The 18049-nt window shown below is 72.7% G+C and carries 11 protein-coding genes and 1 pseudogene; 9 read left to right on the top strand and 3 right to left on the bottom strand.

The annotated features are described in order from the left end of the window. Nucleotides 1-30 precede the first annotated feature (30 nt). The gene (locus ABZ919_RS16115; RefSeq protein WP_361247803.1) at nt 31-1581 is read right to left on the bottom strand and encodes a helix-turn-helix domain-containing protein; all 1551 of its coding nucleotides are present in this window, start codon (nt 1579-1581) and stop codon (nt 31-33) included. Nucleotides 1582-1800: 219 nt separating this feature from the next. Here ABZ919_RS16115 and ABZ919_RS16110 point away from each other — a divergent pair, with 219 nt between their 5' ends. Genes ABZ919_RS16110 through ABZ919_RS16095 form a run of 4 tightly spaced genes read left to right on the top strand, consistent with a single transcriptional unit; the run spans nt 1801 to nt 6399 of the window. Beyond that, the gene (locus tag ABZ919_RS16110; RefSeq protein WP_361247801.1) at nt 1801-3261 is read left to right on the top strand and encodes a sodium:solute symporter; all 1461 of its coding nucleotides are present in this window, start codon (nt 1801-1803) and stop codon (nt 3259-3261) included. Between the two features lie 55 nt (nt 3262-3316). Further along, nucleotides 3317-4297 (top strand): agmatinase, encoded by a 981-nt coding sequence (speB, locus tag ABZ919_RS16105; RefSeq protein ID WP_361247799.1) that lies wholly within the window; start codon nt 3317-3319, stop codon nt 4295-4297. Continuing rightward, nucleotides 4294-5979, top strand: a complete 1686-nt coding sequence (locus ABZ919_RS16100) for a thiamine pyrophosphate-binding protein (protein ID WP_361247797.1) — start codon at nt 4294-4296, stop codon at nt 5977-5979. Before speB ends, ABZ919_RS16100 begins: the two co-directional genes overlap by 4 nt. Before the next feature lie 27 nt (nt 5980-6006). Then, nucleotides 6007-6399, top strand: a complete 393-nt coding sequence (locus ABZ919_RS16095) for a hypothetical protein (protein ID WP_361247795.1) — start codon at nt 6007-6009, stop codon at nt 6397-6399. Between the two features lie 27 nt (nt 6400-6426). On the opposite strand, the pseudogene ABZ919_RS16090 reads toward ABZ919_RS16095, so the two are convergent. Further along, nucleotides 6427-6669: pseudogene (locus ABZ919_RS16090) on the bottom strand (hypothetical protein); the annotation flags it as partial. Between the two features lie 29 nt (nt 6670-6698). After that, complete coding sequence (locus ABZ919_RS16085) at nt 6699-8927, bottom strand: glycosyltransferase family 39 protein (RefSeq protein ID WP_361247793.1); 2229 nt, start codon at nt 8925-8927, stop codon at nt 6699-6701. Between the two features lie 460 nt (nt 8928-9387). Between ABZ919_RS16085 and ABZ919_RS16080 the strand changes: the two genes are divergently transcribed. The 5 genes from ABZ919_RS16080 (at nt 9388) to ABZ919_RS16060 (ending at nt 17977) form a co-directional block, all read left to right on the top strand. Then, nucleotides 9388-10311, top strand: coding sequence for a serine hydrolase (locus ABZ919_RS16080; protein WP_361247791.1), 924 nt, complete (start codon nt 9388-9390; stop codon nt 10309-10311). Between the two features lie 65 nt (nt 10312-10376). Next, on the top strand, nt 10377-11405 hold the full coding sequence (locus ABZ919_RS16075) for an esterase-like activity of phytase family protein (RefSeq protein ID WP_361247789.1): 1029 nt from the start codon (nt 10377-10379) through the stop codon (nt 11403-11405). A 125-nt stretch (nt 11406-11530) separates the two neighbouring features. Next, entirely contained in the window at nt 11531-15259 is a 3729-nt protein-coding gene (locus ABZ919_RS16070; RefSeq protein ID WP_361247787.1) for an ABC transporter ATP-binding protein, read from the top strand. A gap of 120 nt (nt 15260-15379) precedes the next feature. Next, nucleotides 15380-15775, top strand: a complete 396-nt coding sequence (locus tag ABZ919_RS16065) for a hypothetical protein (protein ID WP_361247785.1) — start codon at nt 15380-15382, stop codon at nt 15773-15775. 363 nt (nt 15776-16138) lie between these two features. Next, a complete protein-coding gene (locus ABZ919_RS16060) occupies nt 16139-17977 on the top strand; it encodes a glycoside hydrolase family 3 protein (RefSeq protein WP_361247783.1) in 1839 nt (612 codons plus the stop codon). The last annotated feature ends 72 nt before the right edge of the window (nt 17978-18049 follow it).

The following is an 18049-nucleotide window of genomic DNA, read 5'->3' as shown; positions in this document are numbered from 1 at the left end:
CCCGCTGGGACGCGGCTCACGTGCCGCCGGTCAGCCGTGCCGCAGCGCGAACCACAGCTCCATACGCACGTCCGGGTCGTCCAGGTCGGCGTCCAGCAGGGCGGCGCAGCGGGCGATCCGCTGCCGCACGGTGTTGCGGTGCACCTCCAGCGCCACCGCCGTACGGTCCCAACTCCCGTGCAGAGCAAGCCAGTTGCGCAGGGTCTCGGCGAGTTCGGGCCGGCCGGCCAGCGGTGCGAGCAGTGCACGGGCGTGGGCCTCGGCGTGCGCCTGCGGTACCAGTTCCTCCAGCCCCGGCCGGGCGCCGTGCGCCACCAGCGGGGCGCGGACGGCGCGCGCCCGGGCGAGGGCACGGGCCGCCTGGGCGTCGGCGGCCGGCCACTCCCGCGGCTCCACGGCCGCGCTCACCCCGAGCGTCCAGCCGGCCTGCGGATCCGGTGCCCGCCCGCCCGGCACCAGCACCCGTACGACGTCGTGCCCGAGGTCGACCAGCGGTGAGCCCAGCGCGGCACCGAGCGCGGAGGCGGCGACGGCATCGGGCAGCTGGGTCTCCGGCCGTGCGTGCACGACGACCCACTCCCCGCTGCCGAGCAGCGGGGCCACCTCCTCGGGCGGGGAGCCCAGCAGCAGTCGCGCGAGGGCGGAGGAGCGGGCGGCGCCGGCGCCACTTTGGTGTTCACCGGTCAGCAGGGAGAGCAGCACGGCGGCGACGGAGGCGATGGTGTGGTCACCGGGATCACGGTGGGGGGCGGCCACGCCGAGCAGGAAACCCTCGTCGGCGCCGAGCGCGTAGACCGCCAGGTGGCAGTCGCCGACGGTGTCGGTGGCGGAGGTCGCCCTCGGCGCCGTACGCCCCGTGGGCCGTACCACGCCCGCGAGTTCCACGAGGGCGGCCCGCATCCCCTCCGCCGGTTCCCGGCCCGCCGCCGCGACCTGGCTGCCGTCGGGGCCGTAGAGGACCGCGTGGCCCGAGAGGTGCTGGGCGAGGCGGCGCAGGACCGAGGGCACCGGGTCCGGGCGCGAGGCCGCCGCGGCGAGGCTCTGCTGCGCCTCGGTGACGCGGCGCAGCTCGGCCAGGCGGGCCTGGGCCATCAGCTGCCAGACGGCGCGGGCCACGCCGGAGAAGGTGGTCTGGGGCGGCACCTCCAGCAGAGGCAGGCCGTGGGCGTCGCAGGCGGCGACCAGGGCGCGCGGGACCGTGTCGTGCACCGGGGCCAGGCCGAAGCCGAGGGCCGCGCCGCCCGCCGCGACGATCCGGGACACGTAGTCGTCGAAGTAGTCCCGCAGTCTCGCATCCTCCCCCGCTCTCGGCTCCGCTCGGGCGGGGGGACCCCCATGACCGGGGACGCCCCCGTCCGAACCCGCCGCCTCCGGGATGTGCACCCCCGCCGTGAGCAGCAGCTCGCCGCCCAGCAGATAGGGGTACGGGTCGGCCATCTCCGAGGTGTGCGCCCAGTGGATCACGGTGGACGGATCCCGCGGGCCCGCGATCTGGCGCAGGGCGAGGTCCTCACGGGCCAGAAGGGCCGAGAGCGGTACCGGCGGGGTCGGTGGGACCGCTGGGGTGATCGTCTCCGGCATCGGTGTGCGTTTCCTCCATCCACCCCCGGTCATATGGATGAAACGTACACTTCGCAGTCGCTTTCCGGCCACCTAGTGTCAAGTCAGCACGGCAGCCGCGGGTACGGGCGGATGTCCCCGCGAGCCGCTGCCGTCGCTCCTCCGCGGCACACGTCCCGGAGGAACCCCCCACGTCTCTGCACGACACGCCACCGACAGTGCGCGAAGGAGGGCCGCCCCATGGCCGTCGACTACACAGTGATCGTCGTCTATCTCGCCGGCATGCTGGCAATGGGCTGGTGGGGCATGCGCCGCGCCAGGTCGAAGAGTGATTTCCTGGTGGCGGGCCGCCGCCTCGGCCCCGCCATGTACTCCGGCACCATGGCGGCGATCGTCCTCGGCGGCGCCTCCACCATCGGCGGGGTCGGCCTCGGCTACCAGTACGGCCTCTCCGGCGCCTGGATGGTCTTCACCATCGGTCTCGGCCTGCTCGCGCTCTCCGTCTTCTTCTCCGCACGCATCGCCCGGCTGAAGGTCTACACCGTCTCCGAGATGCTGGACCTGCGCTACGGCGGCCGGGCCGGCGTGATCTCCGGCGTGGTCATGTGGGCGTACACCCTGATGCTCGCGGTGACCTCGACCATCGCCTACGCCACGATCTTCGACGTCCTGTTCGACATGAACCGGACCGTCGCGATCATCCTCGGCGGTTCGATCGTCGTCGCCTACTCGACCCTCGGCGGCATGTGGTCCATCACGCTGACCGACATGGTCCAGTTCGTGGTGAAGACCATCGGCGTGCTGCTGCTCCTGCTGCCCATCGCCGTGGTCAAGGCGGGCGGCTTCTCCGAGATGAAGGCCAAGCTGCCGACCTCGTACTTCGACCCGCTGGGCATCGGCGGCCAGACGATCTTCACCTACGTCCTCATCTACACCTTCGGCATGCTGATCGGCCAGGACATCTGGCAGCGCGTGTTCACCGCCCGCGGCGACAGGACCGCCAAGTGGGGCGGCACGGTGGCCGGAACCTACTGCCTGGCCTACGCCCTCGCCGGTGCGGTGATCGGCACGGCCGCCAAGGTGCTCTACCCCAAGCTCGGCAGCCCCGACGACGCCTTCGCCACCATCGTGAAGGACGAACTCCCCGTCGGCGTGCGCGGCCTGGTCCTGGCCGCCGCCCTCGCCGCCGTGATGTCCACCTCCTCCGGCGCGCTGATCGCCTGCGCCACGGTCGCCAACAACGACATCTGGTCGCGTCTGAAGGGTGCCGTGCGACGTGACGGCGAGCAGCACGACGAGGTCGCGGGCAACCGGGCCTTCATCCTGATCATGGGCGTGGCGGTGATCGGCACGGCGATCGCGCTGAACAACGTGGTCGAGGCGCTGACCGTGGCGTACAACCTGCTCGTCGGCGGGCTGCTCGTCCCGATCCTCGGCGGCCTGCTGTGGAAGCGCGGCACGGTGCAGGGCGCGCTGGCGTCGGTGATCGTCGGCGGCCTGGCGGTGATCGGTCTCATGGCCGGATACGGCATCCTCGCCAACGAGCCCGTCTACTACGGTCTGCTCGCCTCCCTCGCCGCCTACCTCGTCGTCTCCCTGGCGACCAGGCCCACCGACGAGGCCGTTCTCGCCACCTGGCGCGAGCGCCTCGCCGGACGGTCCCCCGAACTCGCGTCCGAACCGGTCCCGGCTCACCAGTAGAGTCGTAAGGAAAGCAGTACATGCGCGACGAAGCGCAAGAAAGAAGGCATTTGACATGAGCAGCAACGAGACGCCCCGCGGCCCCGTCGACTCCTCCCGCATCCCGCGGTACGCCGGCCCCGCGACCTTCGCCCGGCTGCCCCGCCTGGACGAGGTCGGCACCGCCGATGTCGCCGTGGTGGGCGTGCCGTTCGACTCCGGCGTCTCGTACCGGCCGGGCGCCCGCTTCGGCGGCAACGCCATCCGCGAGGCGTCCCGGCTGCTGCGCCCGTACAACCCGGCGCAGGACGCCTCCCCCTTCGCGCTCGCGCAGGTCGCGGACGGCGGCGACATCGCCGTGAACCCGTTCAACATCAACGAGGCCGTCGAGACCGTCGAGGCCGCCGCCGACGAGCTGCTCGGCACCGGCGCCCGCCTGATGACCCTGGGCGGCGACCACACCATCGCCCTGCCGCTGCTGCGTTCGGTGGCGAAGAAGCACGGCCCGGTCGCCCTGCTGCACTTCGACGCCCACCTGGACACCTGGGACACCTACTTCGGTGCCGAGTACACCCACGGCACCCCGTTCCGCCGCGCGGTGGAGGAGGGCATCCTCGACACCTCGGCCCTGTCCCACGTGGGCACGCGCGGGCCCCTGTACGGCAAGCAGGACCTGACGGACGACGAGAAGATGGGCTTCGGCATCGTCACCTCCGCCGACATCTACCGTCGCGGCGCCGACGAGGTGGCCGACCAGCTGCGCCAGCGCATCGGCGACCGCCCGCTGTACATCTCCATCGACATCGACTGCCTGGACCCGGCCCACGCGCCCGGCACCGGCACCCCGGAGGCGGGCGGCATGACCTCCCGCGAGCTGCTGGAGATCCTGCGCGGCCTGGCGTCCTGCAACCTGGTCTCCGCGGACGTCGTCGAGGTCGCGCCGGCGTACGACCACGCGGAGATCACCTCCGTCGCGGCCTCCCACACGGCGTACGAACTGACCACCATCATGAGCCGCCAGATCGCGGCGGCCCGGAAGGACCCGGAAGCGAAGTGACTCACGACCACGACCTGGTACTCCGCCCGACGCCGGCACAGATCACCGCGGCCCTGAACCCTCCTGCGGGGCGCAACGGCGGAGACCTGGTCGTGGAGACCCTGGCCGGGCTGGGAGCGACGACCGTCTTCGGCCTGCCCGGCCAGCACGCCCTCGGCATGTTCGACGCCCTGCGCCGCTCGTCGCTGAACTACGTCGGCCTGCGGGTGGAGAACAACGCGGGCTTCGCGGCGGACGCCTACGGCCGGATCACGGGCGAGGCGGCCCCGCTGCTGCTCTCCACCGGCCCCGGCGCGCTCACCTCGCTGGCCGCCCTCCAGGAGGCGGCCGCGGCCTCCGCCCCCGTGCTGGCGATCAGCAGCCAGATCCCCACGGCCGGCCTGGGCGGCGGCCGCCACGGCTATCTGCACGAACTCCCGGACCAGGCGGCCTCGTTCCGAGGCGTGGTGAAGTCGGTTCACACGGTACGCACCCAGTCCCAGATCCCCTCCGCGATAGCGGCGGCCTGGAAGTCGGCGCTCACCGCTCCGCACGGCCCGGTCTGGGTGGAGATCCCGCAGGACGTGCTGCTCGCGCAGACCTCACTGCCGGTGGCGACCGCGCCGGACGCCACCCCCGAGGACCTGGTCCCGCGCCCCGAACTCACGGCGGTGGCAGCCCACCTGCTGTCGGGTGCGGCCCGCCCGGCGATCATCGCGGGCGGCGGAGTCGTACGCGCGGACGCCTCCGGCAAGCTGCTCCTGCTGGCCGAGAGGCTCCAGGCCCCCGTGGTGACGACCTTCGGCGGCAAGGGCGCCTTCCCCTGGGAGCACCCGCTGTCCCTGCAGTCATGGCTGGAGGACCGGCACACCACGGACTTCCTGGAGGATGCCGACGTCCTGCTCGTGGTCGGCTCGGGCCTCGGCGAACTCTCCTCCAACTACCACACGTTCGCACCGCGCGGCCGGGTGATCCAGGTCGAGGCCGACCTCGGCAAGCTGGAGTCCAACCACCCGGCGCTGGGCATCCACGCCGACGCCCGCCTGGCGCTCCAGGCCCTGCTGGAGACGGTGGAGGAGCGCACGGACGAGTCGGCGCCGGGGCGGGTGCGGGAGCTGCTGGCGAAGGTGGCGTCCCGTATCGCGGGCCAGGAACTGGCCCTGGAACAGGACGTGCTGGCCTCGGTCCGCCGGGCCCTGCCCTCCGGTTCCCCGTCCTTCTGGGACATGACGATCCTGGCGTACTGGGCCTGGTCGGCCTTCGACCCGCGCGGTGCGAACACCATGCACTCCGCCCAGGGCGCCGGCGGCCTCGGCTACGGCTTCCCGGCGGCGCTGGGCGCGGCGGCGGCCGACCCGACCCGCCCGGTGCTGGCGGTGTCCGGCGACGGCGGAGCGCTGTACTCGATCGCGGAGCTGGCCACGGCCCGCCAGTACGACCTGCCGGTCACCTGGCTGATCGTCGACGACGGCGGTTACGGCATCCTCCGCGAGTACATGAAGGACGCCTTCGGCCGGGCGACGGCGACGGAACTGACGCGCCCGGACTACGTGGCCCTGGCGGAGTCCTTCGGCGTCCCCGGGGTCCGTACGACGCCGGAGACCCTGGAGGAGGACCTGGCGAAGGCGCTGTCCGCGCCCGGCCCTTCAGTGGTCGTACTTCCGGCGGTACTGCGGATGTTCGCGCCCACGCACCTGGGATAGGGCGCCGGCGTCTCCCTCCCCCCTAAAATGATCACCGACTCCGGGGCAAGCCCCGGCCAGGCGGCCGCCGGAGGCGCACCCCGGGACAGCCGGGGCGCTGCAAGGCCCTGGCCCGTCTTCGGCCTGGAGGTGGGCCTTGGCCCCACCCACGTCTCCCTTCCCGCCCACCTGATCTCGGCGCGGCAGGCCGAGAACATCGTCCGCAAGCAGCAGGAGAAGGGCCGCGCCGACACCACGGGCCTGCGGATCCACGCCGGCCCCCTCACGACCGAACGCGCCAAGGGCGACACAGGCCCCTGGCGGGCGATCCGGTCGGTGGTCGTCACCGACGACACCCCGTGCGCCTCCGCCGCGGACGGCATCGACTGCGAGCCCACCACGGTGAAGTTGGACGCGCGCACCGGGGCGGACGTGGGGTGAGCCCCTGCTCCGTCGCGGGGCCTTCCTTCAGCGCATCGAGGAAGCGGCCGAAGGCTCCGCCGGGGCCAGCTGGTGGATGAAGTCACGCGGGTGTTCGGGTTCGAGCGACGCGGCCTCCACCTTACGGAGGCTCGTTCGACAGGTGTTGAGCTGTGCCTCGGAATCGATGAACGCCGAACCGTGCAACGCGTCGCGGACGACCGTGTCCAGCTTGAGCACGGGACCGCCCACGTACCTCATCGTGCTGGAGGCGCTGGCGAAGCCGTCCACGAGATCGGCGCGCCGCGTGGATGTCCGGCTCAGGTCACGTCCGACGGGTCCAGACGGTAGACCGTGGACCGGTGGGTGACGGAGGCCGTACTCCCGCCGTACGCGCTCTCCTTCACCTTCGTGCCGTGCTTCTGCACCCAGGACGTCACCGCCGAGCTGACGCTGTTGCCGCCCCCGCCCGGCCCGCCGCCCGTCATGCCGCCGCCCAGCTGGACGTAGTGCAGCTCGCCTTTCCTCACCAGCTCCTCGAGCTTGGCGACGGTCATCGCGTCGTCGCTGCCGGTGAAGCCCCACATCGAGATGACGGGCTCCTTGGCGGTCAGCTCCAGCTGTGCGGCGGACTGCGAGTCGGGGACCGCCAGAAGCCAGGTGGCGCCGTCCTGATGCTGCTTCAGGTAGGTGATCAGTTCGCGGCTCGCCGTGCCTCCCATGGGACCCCCGCCGAAGCCGCCGCGCTGTCGCGTGGCACCGCCCGTGCCGCCGGGGAGCGCACCGCGCGCCTCCGCGGTACCGCCGGGTGCCTGACCGCCTGCGGGGAACTCGCCGTTCCGGCCGGCCGGACCACCGCTCGGGAACCCACCGTCCTGACCGCCGGTGCCACCGCCCGGAAGCTCGCCGTTCGCGCCGCCCGGCCCCGTCCGCCCGGCCCCGGGCAGCTCACCGTTCGCGCCGCCCGGCATCCCGCCGGCCTCGGTGTTCTGGACATCGCCCCGTGCGCCGCCGGGGAAGCCGCCCCGGCCCGCGCCCGGCGCGCCGCCGAAGCCGCCGCCGGTCGACGGCCCCGCCGTGGGGTTCGTACCGCCCATGCCGCCGCCGGATCCCGACGGCACCGACCAGGCGTACGCCGCCGGACCCGCCAGGGCCGCGACCACCGCCGCCGCCAGGGAAGCGGCCAGCAGCCGGGCCCTGCGGCCGGTGCGGAAGACCAGCATGCCCACGATCCCGGCCACCGTCAGCAGTCCGATCGCCGGCCACAGCCAGGTGTTCCAGCCGGAAGCGCGGCGCAGGAGGACGATCGCCCAGAGGCCGGTGACGGCGAAGCCGAGCGGGAGGATCCATGCCCAGCGCCTGTCGGCGCGGAACGCGTTCAGCAGCATCGTGCCACCGCCGCCGCACAGCGCCGCGATGCCCGGGGCGAGCGCGGTCGTGTAGTACGGGTGCATGGTGCCCTGGGCCGTGGCGAAGATCACGTAGTGGAGCACGGTCCAGCCGCCCCACAGGACGAGAGCCGTCCGCCTGAGGTCGGTGCGCGGGGCGCGGCCGCACAGCGCCAGTCCGCCGATCAGCGCGATCGCCGAGAAGGGCAGCAGCCAGGAGATCTGGCCGCCGAGGATGTCGTTGAACATCCGGCCGAGGCCCGAGGTACCGGAGAAGCTCGCACCGCCCCCGCCGTTGCCCTCGCCGCCGAAGACGCGGCCCAGACCGTCGTACCCCATGATCAGGTCCCAGGCGGTGCCGTCCGTCGAACCGCCGATGTACGGCCGGTCGGCGGCCGGGACCAGGGAGACGGCCAGCGCCCACCAGAAGCTGGAGACGGCCAGGACGGCCGCCGCGCTCAGCAGATGGACGAGCCGCTTCACCCACGGGGCCCGCGACGCGCAGAGGTGGACCGCGAAGACGGCCGGCAGGGCGATGTAGCCCGCGAGCAGCTTGGTGTTGAAGGCGAGGCCGAAACAGGCCGCCGAGCCGAGCAGGGGCAGCAGTCTGCCGTCACGGGTGGCGCGCAGCGCGAGCGCCGCGCCGGACACCATGAGGAACACCAGGAGCGTGTCCGGGTTGTTGTCGCGGTTGATGGCGACCGTGATCGGCGTCAGGGCCAGGACGAGGGCGGCCACGGCCGCCGCGCCGTGCCCCCACACCCGCTTCACGGACGCGTGCAGGATCCAGATCGTGGCCAGCGCCGCCGCGATCACCGGCACCATCATCTGCCAGGTGCCGAAGCCGAGGAGGCGGCACGACAGGCCCATGACCATGAGCGCGAGGGGCGGTTTGTCGACGGTGAGGAAGTTGCCCGGGTCCAGCGATCCGAAGAACCAGGCCTTCCAGCTCTTCGTGCCGGCCCAGACGGCGCCGCTGTAGAAGGTGTTGAGGCTCGAACCGGAGAGGTTCCAGGCGTAGAGCGCGGCCGCCAGCAGCAGGATCGCGAGCAGGACGGGCAGCGACCAGCGGGGCGCCCTCGGCGGCGCGGTCGTGTCCGGTGCCGGCGGGCCCGGGGCCGCGGCCGCCGGGTGGGGGAGGGGATCGGTGGCAGATGTCACCAGTGCACCGTGCAGAGCGCCGATGAGTACGGGCTGTGGTGCGCCTGGGCGGAAGCTGTGGGTGAGCGCGGGGCCCGCCCGGCAGCGCGGAGAACAGGCGGGCGCCGTGGGCGGTGCTCCCGGAAGGTGGTGATCCGGGCCTCGTAGCCGGTCTTGAACCCGGCGAGCTGCGGACCGTTCAGGGAGCCGGGGCACGGTGCCCTCCGCCAGGAAGTCCGGTATCGAACGGAACGCCGCGGCTGCCGCCTCCGGCGAGGCGCGGCACCGTCCGTGCCGCGAACAACCGCCCCGACCACTTGGGTTGGCCTTCCCGCCGTCCCGCCGGGTGCGAACCATTGCCACCCGGTGAACGCTCGGAACGCCCTCCTGGGACCGTGCGTACAACTTTCGGCCGTCCGTGCGAGTCAACCCAACGGGCGCAGGCGTGCGCCCGCACACCGTACCCAGGGGGGACCCTTCCATGACCCACCGCTCGACCCGTCGTGCCAGAGTGCTGGCGGCAGCTCTCGGCGCCGGCGTGCTGATACCCACCGTGGCCGCCGCCGCGCCGGCCGCCGCGGCCACGCCCGCCGTCAGTTGCACGTCCGCCAAGGCGGGCCTCGCCGCCAAGCTGCAGAAGGACATCACGGCCGCCCTCGCGAACCGCAGGAGCACGGTCGCGATCGGCCTGTACGACCGCAGTACCAGCACCACCTGCACCCTGCGCGCCACCAGCTCCTACGACTCGGCCAGCACCGTCAAGGTCACCGTGCTCGCGACGCTGCTGTGGGACGCCAAGAAGCACAACCGGTATCTGACGGACCGTGAGACCACGCTCGCCAAGGCGATGATCACCCAGTCGGACAACGACGCCACGACCGCGCTGTGGAAGCAGCTCGGCATGACGAAGATCAAGGGCTTCCTGGCCGCCGCCGGGATGACGAAGACCGTGCCCGGCACCAACGGTTACTGGGGCCTGACCCAGGAGAACGTCACCGACGAGCAGAAGCTGCTCAAGCTCGTCACCGCCGGGAACAGCGTGCTGAGCGACAACTCCCGCGCCTACATCCTGAAGCTGATGGGCCAGGTCGTCTCCTCGCAGCGCTGGGGCACCCCGGCCGGCGCCCCGTCCACCGTCTCGGTGCACGTCAAGAACGGCTGGCTGCAGCGCGCGACGCACGGCTGGCGGGTGCACAGCCTCGGCACCTTCAACGGCGCCGGGCACGACTACATGATCTCGGTGCTCACCCAGGACAACAGCACCATGGACTACGGCGTCACCACCATCCAGAACGTCGCCAAGGCCATCCACAAGGACCTGGTGCCGACCACGTCCGGCACGGCCGTCTACACCCCGACCAGCAAGCCGAGCGAGGCGTTCGTCGCGGTGCCGCCACAGGGCTGACGCCGCACGGGGCGGTTCACGGGGCGGTCTCCCGCAGGACAGCCGTCCGCCCTACGGTGACGGGCATGCGCCTGACAACCGTACTCGCCACCCTGACCGCCGGCCTGGCGGTGGCCGCCTCCCTGGCCGCCGCCGGGCCCGCCGGTGCTGACCCGGCGAGCTCTCACGCCTGTTCGCCGGCCGTCTCCGTCGACCGCTTCTCCGACGCGCTCGACAAGACGACGTACGACGGCACGTTCGCCGGCAACTTCTCCGCGCTCGCGGTGGACCGGGACGGTTCCCTGGCCGCGCTGGAGGACCGGTCCGTCCTGTTCGGCCTGGACGCGAGGACCCTGCGGCCCCAGCGGGCCGTCCACCTCGCCGACGAGCAGGGCGCCGACCTCGACTCCGAGGGGCTGGCCGTCGACCGGGACGGCACCCGGCTGGTCACCTCCGAGACCGAGCCGTCCGTGCGCCGCTACTCGGCCGACGGCAAGATCCTCGACCGGCTGCCGGTCCCGTCCGCCCTCCTGGTCGCCCCGGCCGGCCGCGCCACCGGCAACCAGACCTTCGAAGGGCTGACCCTGCTGCCCGGCGGCCACACCCTGCTGGCCTCCATGGAGGACGCGATCTCGGGCGACTCGACGGGGATCGTCCGCTTCCAGACCTGGCGCCGCACCCGGGCCGACCACTTCCGCCTCCGGGCCCAGTACGCCTACCGCACCGACGCCGGCCTCGGCGTCCCCGAGGTCCAGGCCACGCCCGACGGCCGCCTCCTGGTCCTGGAGCGCGGCTTCACCTCCGGCGTCGGCAACACCGTCCGCCTCTACCTGGCCGACCTCCGCCACGCGACCGACACCAGCGGCGTCGCGAACCTCACCGGACAGCCCGCGGTCCACCTCGTCAGGAAGACCCTGCTGGCCGACATCGCCGACTGCCCGAGCCTCGGTGCCACGGCCAGGCAGCCCCAGTCCAACCCCCTGCTGGACAACATCGAGGGCATGGCGATCACCGGCCGTGATCACGAGGGCCGCCTGCAGGTCCTCCTGGTGAGCGACGACAACCAGAACCCGGTCCAGACGACGAGGTTCTACTTCCTGCGGGTACGGGTCTGACCTCGCCCGCGCCGTTCCTCGGCCGTCTGCTCCGCCGCCGCCCCCGTTTTGTTGCGGAGGGATGAAATCCGCTTCGCCCGACGTTGGTGCCTTCCGGTAGAGCAGGCCTACAGGAAGGCACCCGCGTGGCAGCGCAACGGGGATGGGCACGACGCCTGGCGAGCTACGCCTGGCGCTATCCGAAGGACGTCGTCCTGGCCCTCGGCTCGTCCCTGGGCGGCATGGCCGTCATGGCCGTGGTCCCGCTGATCACCAAGGTGATCATCGACGACGTGATCGGGAACCACACCCGCTCCATGGCCCCCTGGGCCGGTGCCCTCGTGGGCGCCGCCCTCCTCGTCTACGTCTCCGCCTACGTACGCCGCTACTACGGCGGCCGGCTCGCCCTGGACGTCCAGCACGACCTGCGGACCGAGATGTACGGCACGATCACCCGCCTCGACGGCCGCCGCCAGGACGAGCTGTCCACCGGCCAGGTCGTCGGCCGCGCCACCAGCGACCTGCAGTTGATCCAGGGCCTGCTCTTCATGCTCCCCATGACCCTGGGGAACGTCCTGCTCTTCCTGATCTCCCTGGTCATCATGGCCTGGCTGTCGCTGCCGCTGACCCTGGTCGCGCTCGCCGTGGCGCCCGCGCTCGGCTACATAGCCAAGCGCAGCCGCAGCAAGCTCCACCCCGCCACCTGGTACGCCCAGGCCCAGGCCGCCGCCGTCGCGGGCGTGGTCGACGGCGCCGTCAGCGGCGTGCGCGTGGTGAAGGGCTTCGGGCAGGAGGAGCAGGAGACCGGCAAGCTCAGGCAGGTCGGTCGCCGGCTCTTCGCGGGGCGGCTGCGCACGATCCGGCTGAACAGCAGGTACACCCCCGCCCTCCAGGCCGTCCCCGCCCTCGGTCAGGTCGCCATGCTGGCCCTCGGCGGCTGGCTGGCCGTGCGCGGGCACATCACGCTCGGCACCTTCGTCGCCTTCTCCAGCTACCTCGCCCAGCTGGTCGGCCCCGTCCGCATGCTCGCGGTGGTCCTCACGGTCGGCCAGCAGGCGCGCGCCGGCACCGAGCGGGTACTGGAGCTGATCGACACCGAGCCGACCCTGAAGGACGGCGGCAAGCAGCTGCCCGCCGACGCGCCCGCGACCGTCGAGTTCGACGACGTGTCCTTCGGGTACGACCATGAGCGCCCGGTCCTGGACGGGCTCAGCTTCGAGATCCGGCCCGGCGAGACCCTCGCCGTCGTCGGTTCCTCGGGCTCCGGCAAGTCGACGCTCTCCCTCCTGCTCCCGCGCTTCTACGACGTCACCCACGGCGCGGTCCTGATCGGCGGCCACGACGTGCGCGAGCTGACCCTGGAGTCGCTGCGGGCGGCGATCGGACTGGTCCCGGAGGACTCCTTCCTCTTCTCCGACACCGTCCGCAACAACATCGCCTACGGCCGCCCGGACGCCACCGAGGAGGAGATCGAGGCCGCCGCCCGCGCCGCCCAGGCGGATCGTTTCATCGCCGAGCTCCCCGAGGGCTACGACACCAAGGTCGGCGAGCAGGGCCTGACCCTCTCCGGCGGCCAGCGCCAGCGTGTCGCACTCGCCCGCGCCCTGCTCACCGACCCGCGCCTGCTCGTCCTGGACGACGCCACCTCGGCCGTGGACGCCCGCGTCGAGCACGAGATCCACGAGGCGCTGAAGCAGGTGATGCAGGGCCGTACGACCCTGCTCATCGCGCACCGCCGCTCCACCCTCAACCTCGCCGACCGCATCGCCGTGCTCGACGGCGGCCGACTCGCCGCCCTCGGCACGCACGACGAACTCCAGGAGCGGTCCGCGCTCTACCGCCGCCTGCTCACCGACCCGGACGAGCTGGGCGGCGTCTCCCCGGGGCACACCGCGCCCGCCGTACCGGCGGAGGACACCTCCGTACGCGAGGAGCTGGACGCCGAGTTCGACGCCGAGCGGGGGGTGACCCCCAGGCTGTGGACGGGCGACCGGGAGCCCAAGGACCAGGCGCTGTCCGGCACCCCGGCCACCCCGGAACTCCTCGCCCAGGTGGAGGCGCTGCCCCCGGCCACCGACACCCCCGGCATCGACGAGGCAAGGGCGGTCCTGCCGGAGGACTCCTACGGCCTGCGCCGGCTGCTGCGCGGCTTCGGCCTGCCCCTGCTCCTCAGCCTGCTGCTGGTCGCCGTGGACGCGGGCGCCGGCCTGCTGCTGCCGGTGCTGATCCGGCACGGCATCGACGCGGGCGTGACCAAGATGGCCGTCGGCGCGGTCTGGTCGGCCTCGCTGCTCGCGCTGCTGACCGTGGTGGTGCAGTGGGCCGCGCAGATCGGCGAGACCCGGATGACCGGCCGTACCGGCGAGCGGGTGCTGTACGCGCTGCGGCTGAAGATCTTCGCGCAGCTGCAGCGGCTCGGGCTGGACTACTACGAGCGCGAGCTGACCGGCCGGATCATGACCAGGATGACGACGGACGTCGACGCCCTGTCGACCTTCCTGCAGACCGGCCTGGTCACGGCGTTCGTCTCGGTCGTCACCTTCTTCGGCATCATGGTCGCCCTGCTGGTGATCGACGTGCAGCTCGCGCTGGTCGTCTTCGCCACCCTGCCCCCGCTCGCCGTCGCGACCTTCTTCTTCCGCCGGGCGAGCGTGAAGGCGTACGAACTCGCCCGGGAACGCGTGTCGGTGGTCAACGCCGATCTGCAGGAGTCGGTCGCGGGGCTGCGGATCGTGCAGGCGTTCCGGCGCGAGCGGGACGGCGGGCGGCGGTTCGCCGAGCGCAGCGCCGACTACCGCAGCGCCCGTATCCGCGGCCAGTGGCTGATCTCCGTCTACTTCCCGTTCGTGCAGTTCCTGTCCTCCGTCGCGGCGGCCTCCGTGCTGATCGCGGGCGCGGGCCGGGTCGAGGCCACCACCCTGACGACCGGTGCCCTGGTCGCCTACCTCCTCTACATCGACCTGTTCTTCGCCCCGGTCCAGCAGCTGTCCCAGGTCTTCGACGGATACCAGCAGGCCACGGTCTCCCTGGGCCGCATCCAGGAGCTGCTGCGCGAGCCGACGTCCACGAGGCCGGCGGACGAGCCCCGTGAGGTCCTGTCCCTGCGCGGCGACATCGCCTTCGAGGGCGTGCGCTTCGCGTACGGCGCCGCCGACAGGGGCGAGGCGGCCCTGAGCGGCATCGACCTGAGGATCCCCGCGGGGCAGACGGTGGCGTTCGTCGGCGAGACGGGCGCCGGCAAGTCGACGCTGGTCAAGCTGGTGGCGCGGTTCTACGACCCCACCGCCGGGCGGGTCACGGTCGACGGCACGGATCTGCGCGCCCTGGACCTGACGTCCTACCGGCACCGGCTCGGGGTCGTCCCGCAGGAGGCCTACCTCTTCCCGGGCACGATCCGGGACGCCATCGCCTACGGCCGCCCGGACGCCACCGACGCCGAGGTGGAGGCGGCGGCCCGGGCGGTGGGCGCCCACGAGATGATCGCCACGCTGGAGGGCGGCTATCTGCACGAGGTCGCCGAGCGCGGCCGCAACCTCTCGGCCGGGCAGCGCCAGCTGATCGCGCTCGCCCGTGCGGAACTCGTCGACCCGGACATCCTGCTCCTGGACGAGGCCACGGCTGCCCTGGACCTGGCCACGGAGGCACAGGTCAACCAGGCCACCGACCGCCTCGCGGGCCGCCGCACGACGCTGGTGGTCGCCCACCGGCTGACCACGGCCGCCCGCGCGGACCGGGTGGTGGTGATGGACCACGGGCGGGTCGCCGAGGACGGCTCCCACGACGAACTCCTCGCCCGCGACGGCCGGTACGCCGCACTGTGGCGCACCTTCGTCGGCCGCCCCGAACCGGAGGAGCCGGTCACCGCCTCCCGCTGACTCTGCGCCCCCCTGCCGACGTGTCCTGCTGACGGCCGTGCAACCATCCGACATACGTCCTGCGTCCGTACAGCCGTACGACTCATGGGGGAGCGGGACCGTACTACGGGGAGGAACGAAGTGGACAGTGGTGGGATACGCCGGCGCCTCGCGCTCGGTGCGGCCGTGCTGGCTGCGACCGGGGCGCTCGGTCTTGTGACATCGGGCACCGCCCAGGCAAGCACCGCGGGCGGCTGCGACGGGCAAGAGGTGCGGGCGCTGCCGTTCAGCAGCGGGGTCACGCATGTCTACCGGCACGACGGCTACGTCTGCGCGGTCACCGTGGCCCGCCATACCGGCGGCCCCCAGGCCATGTCCGTCAGCGTCCAGGCCCGCGGCGGCCGCCCGGTCGTCGACACGGGCCTCTACCGGCACCACGCGGGTCCGGTGACGGTCCACGCCGGCCACCGCTGCGTGTGGATCAAGGGCTCGGTGGGGCAGCACGGCTCGGTCAGCTCGGGCTGGATCCTCTGCTGACGGACCGCCTCGTCAACTCGCTTCGGCGGCTGCGCGAACACCTCGCGGACCCCGGGGAACGTCCTGCGGACACCGCCGGTGTCGTCGTGCGGGAACCGTCCCGGGTCCGCGCCCGTCCAACGGCCAGGCTGCCGGACGAGTCCTCCGTGGTGCGGTGTCGGCCTTCCCGCCTGGCAGCGAGCGCCGACGCACCCTCTCCGCCGCACCCGGCCGACAGCCCTCCGCCGTCGGCGCGCCCCCCTCAATGCGCCGACGGCGGCCCCTCGCTGGTTACTGTGCATTCCCTTGACGGAAAGAAACTTCCCGGATATTGGTGACTCCTCGGAAGTTTCCTTCAGCGGTTCTCCTCTGGAAGGAGCGCACGTGCCCGACACCAGCACGGGAAGCACCGGAAACGCCGCAAGACCCTCCAGACGTGCCGTCCTCGCCGCGACCGCGGGCCTCACCGCCGCGCTGACGGTCCCGGCGACCGCAAGCGCCGCCACGCCCGGCGACGACCGCCGGCTGCGGGCCCTGATCTCGCGGATGACGCTTCAGGAGAAGGTCGGCCAGCTCTTCGTGATGCGGGTCTACGGTCACTCCGCCACCGCCCCGGACCAGGCCGACATCGACGCCAACGTCACGGAGATCGGCGTCCGTACGGCCGCGGAGCTGATCGCCAGGTACCGCGTCGGCGGGATCATCTACTTCACCTGGGCCCACAACACCCGTGACCCGCACCAGATCGCCGGCCTCTCCGACGGCCTCCAGAAGGCGTCCCTGGACCAGCCGCGCGGCCTTCCGGTGCTGATCGCCACCGACCAGGAGCACGGTGCGGTCTGCCGGGTCGGCAAGCCCGCCACCCTCTTCCCCGGCGCGATGGCGCTCGGTGCCGCCGGCTCCCGCGCGGACGCGCACACCCTCGGCCGGATCTCCGGCGCCGAGCTGCGCGCGATCGGCATCAACCAGGACTACTCCCCGGACGCCGACGTCAACGTCAACCCGGCCAACCCGGTGATCGGCGTGCGGTCGTTCGGCGCCGACCCGGACGCGGTCGCCGCCCTGGTGGCCGCCGAGGTGAAGGGGTATCAGGCGTCCCGGGTCGCCGCGACCGCCAAGCACTTCCCGGGACACGGCGACACGGCCACCGACAGCCACACCGGCTTCCCGGTCATCACCCACAGCCGGGACCTGTGGGAGAGGCTGGACGCCGTCCCCTTCCGGGCCGCGATCGCCGCCGGCATCGACTCCATCATGACCGCACACATCCAGTTCCCGGCCCTGGACGACTCCGGCGACCCGGCCACCCTCTCGCACCCGATCGTCAGCGGCATCCTGCGCGGCGAACTCGGCTACGACGGCGTGGTGATCACCGACTCCCTCGGCATGGAGGGCGTGCGCACCAAGTACGGCGACGACCGGGTGCCGGTGCTGGCCCTGAAGGCCGGTGTGGACCAGCTGCTCAACCCACCGTCCCTCGACGTGGCCTGGAACGCGGTGCTCAAGGCCGTCCAGGACGGCGAGCTGACCGAGTCCCGCCTCGACGAATCGATCCTGCGCATCCTGCGGCTCAAGGCCCGGCTCGGCCTCTTCGACGACCGGCGCGCGGGGCGGCCCGGCGGCATCGAGCGCACGGTGGGCACCGGGGCGCACCTGGCCGCCGCCGACCGGATCGCCGAACGCACCACGACCCTGCTGGTCAACGAGGACCGGATGCTGCCCTTCTCCCCGCGCACCGAGCGCCGGATCCTGGTGGTCGGCGCGGCCCCGGCCTCCCCCTCCGGCACCACCGGGCCGCCCACCGGCGTGCTGGCCGCCGCCCTCGGCGAGCTGGGTTTCACCGCCACCGCCCTGCCCACCGGCACCGCACCCTCCGCCGCGACCGTCGCCGAGGCGGTGACGGCCGCACGGGACGCGGACGCGGTCGTCGTGGCGACGTACAACGTGACGGCGCGGGACGCGCAGCGGACGCTGGTGGAACAGCTGCTGGCCACGGGCAGGCCGCTGGCGGCAGTGGCCGTCCGCAACCCCTACGACGTCGCCCAGTATCCGTCCGCCAAGGCCTGCCTGGCCTCCTACGGCTGGACGGACGTCGAAGTGCGCGCCGCCGCACGGGTGATCGCCGGACACGTCCCGCCGCGCGGCAGGCTGCCGGTGCCGGTACAGCGCGCCGACGATCCCACGCAGGTGCTGTACCCGATCGGGCACGGGCTGACGTACTAGCCGTACGCCACACACCGGGCGCAATACCCCCAACGGGCGGAAACCCTCCCACATGTCTGGCGTGGCCGCCGT

This window comes from Streptomyces sp. NPDC046759, assembly GCF_040645475.1.
Classification (GTDB): domain Bacteria; phylum Actinomycetota; class Actinomycetes; order Streptomycetales; family Streptomycetaceae; genus Streptomyces.
The sequence above is the reverse complement of the archived record's forward strand: the minus strand, read 5'-3'. Positions and strand labels throughout refer to the sequence as shown.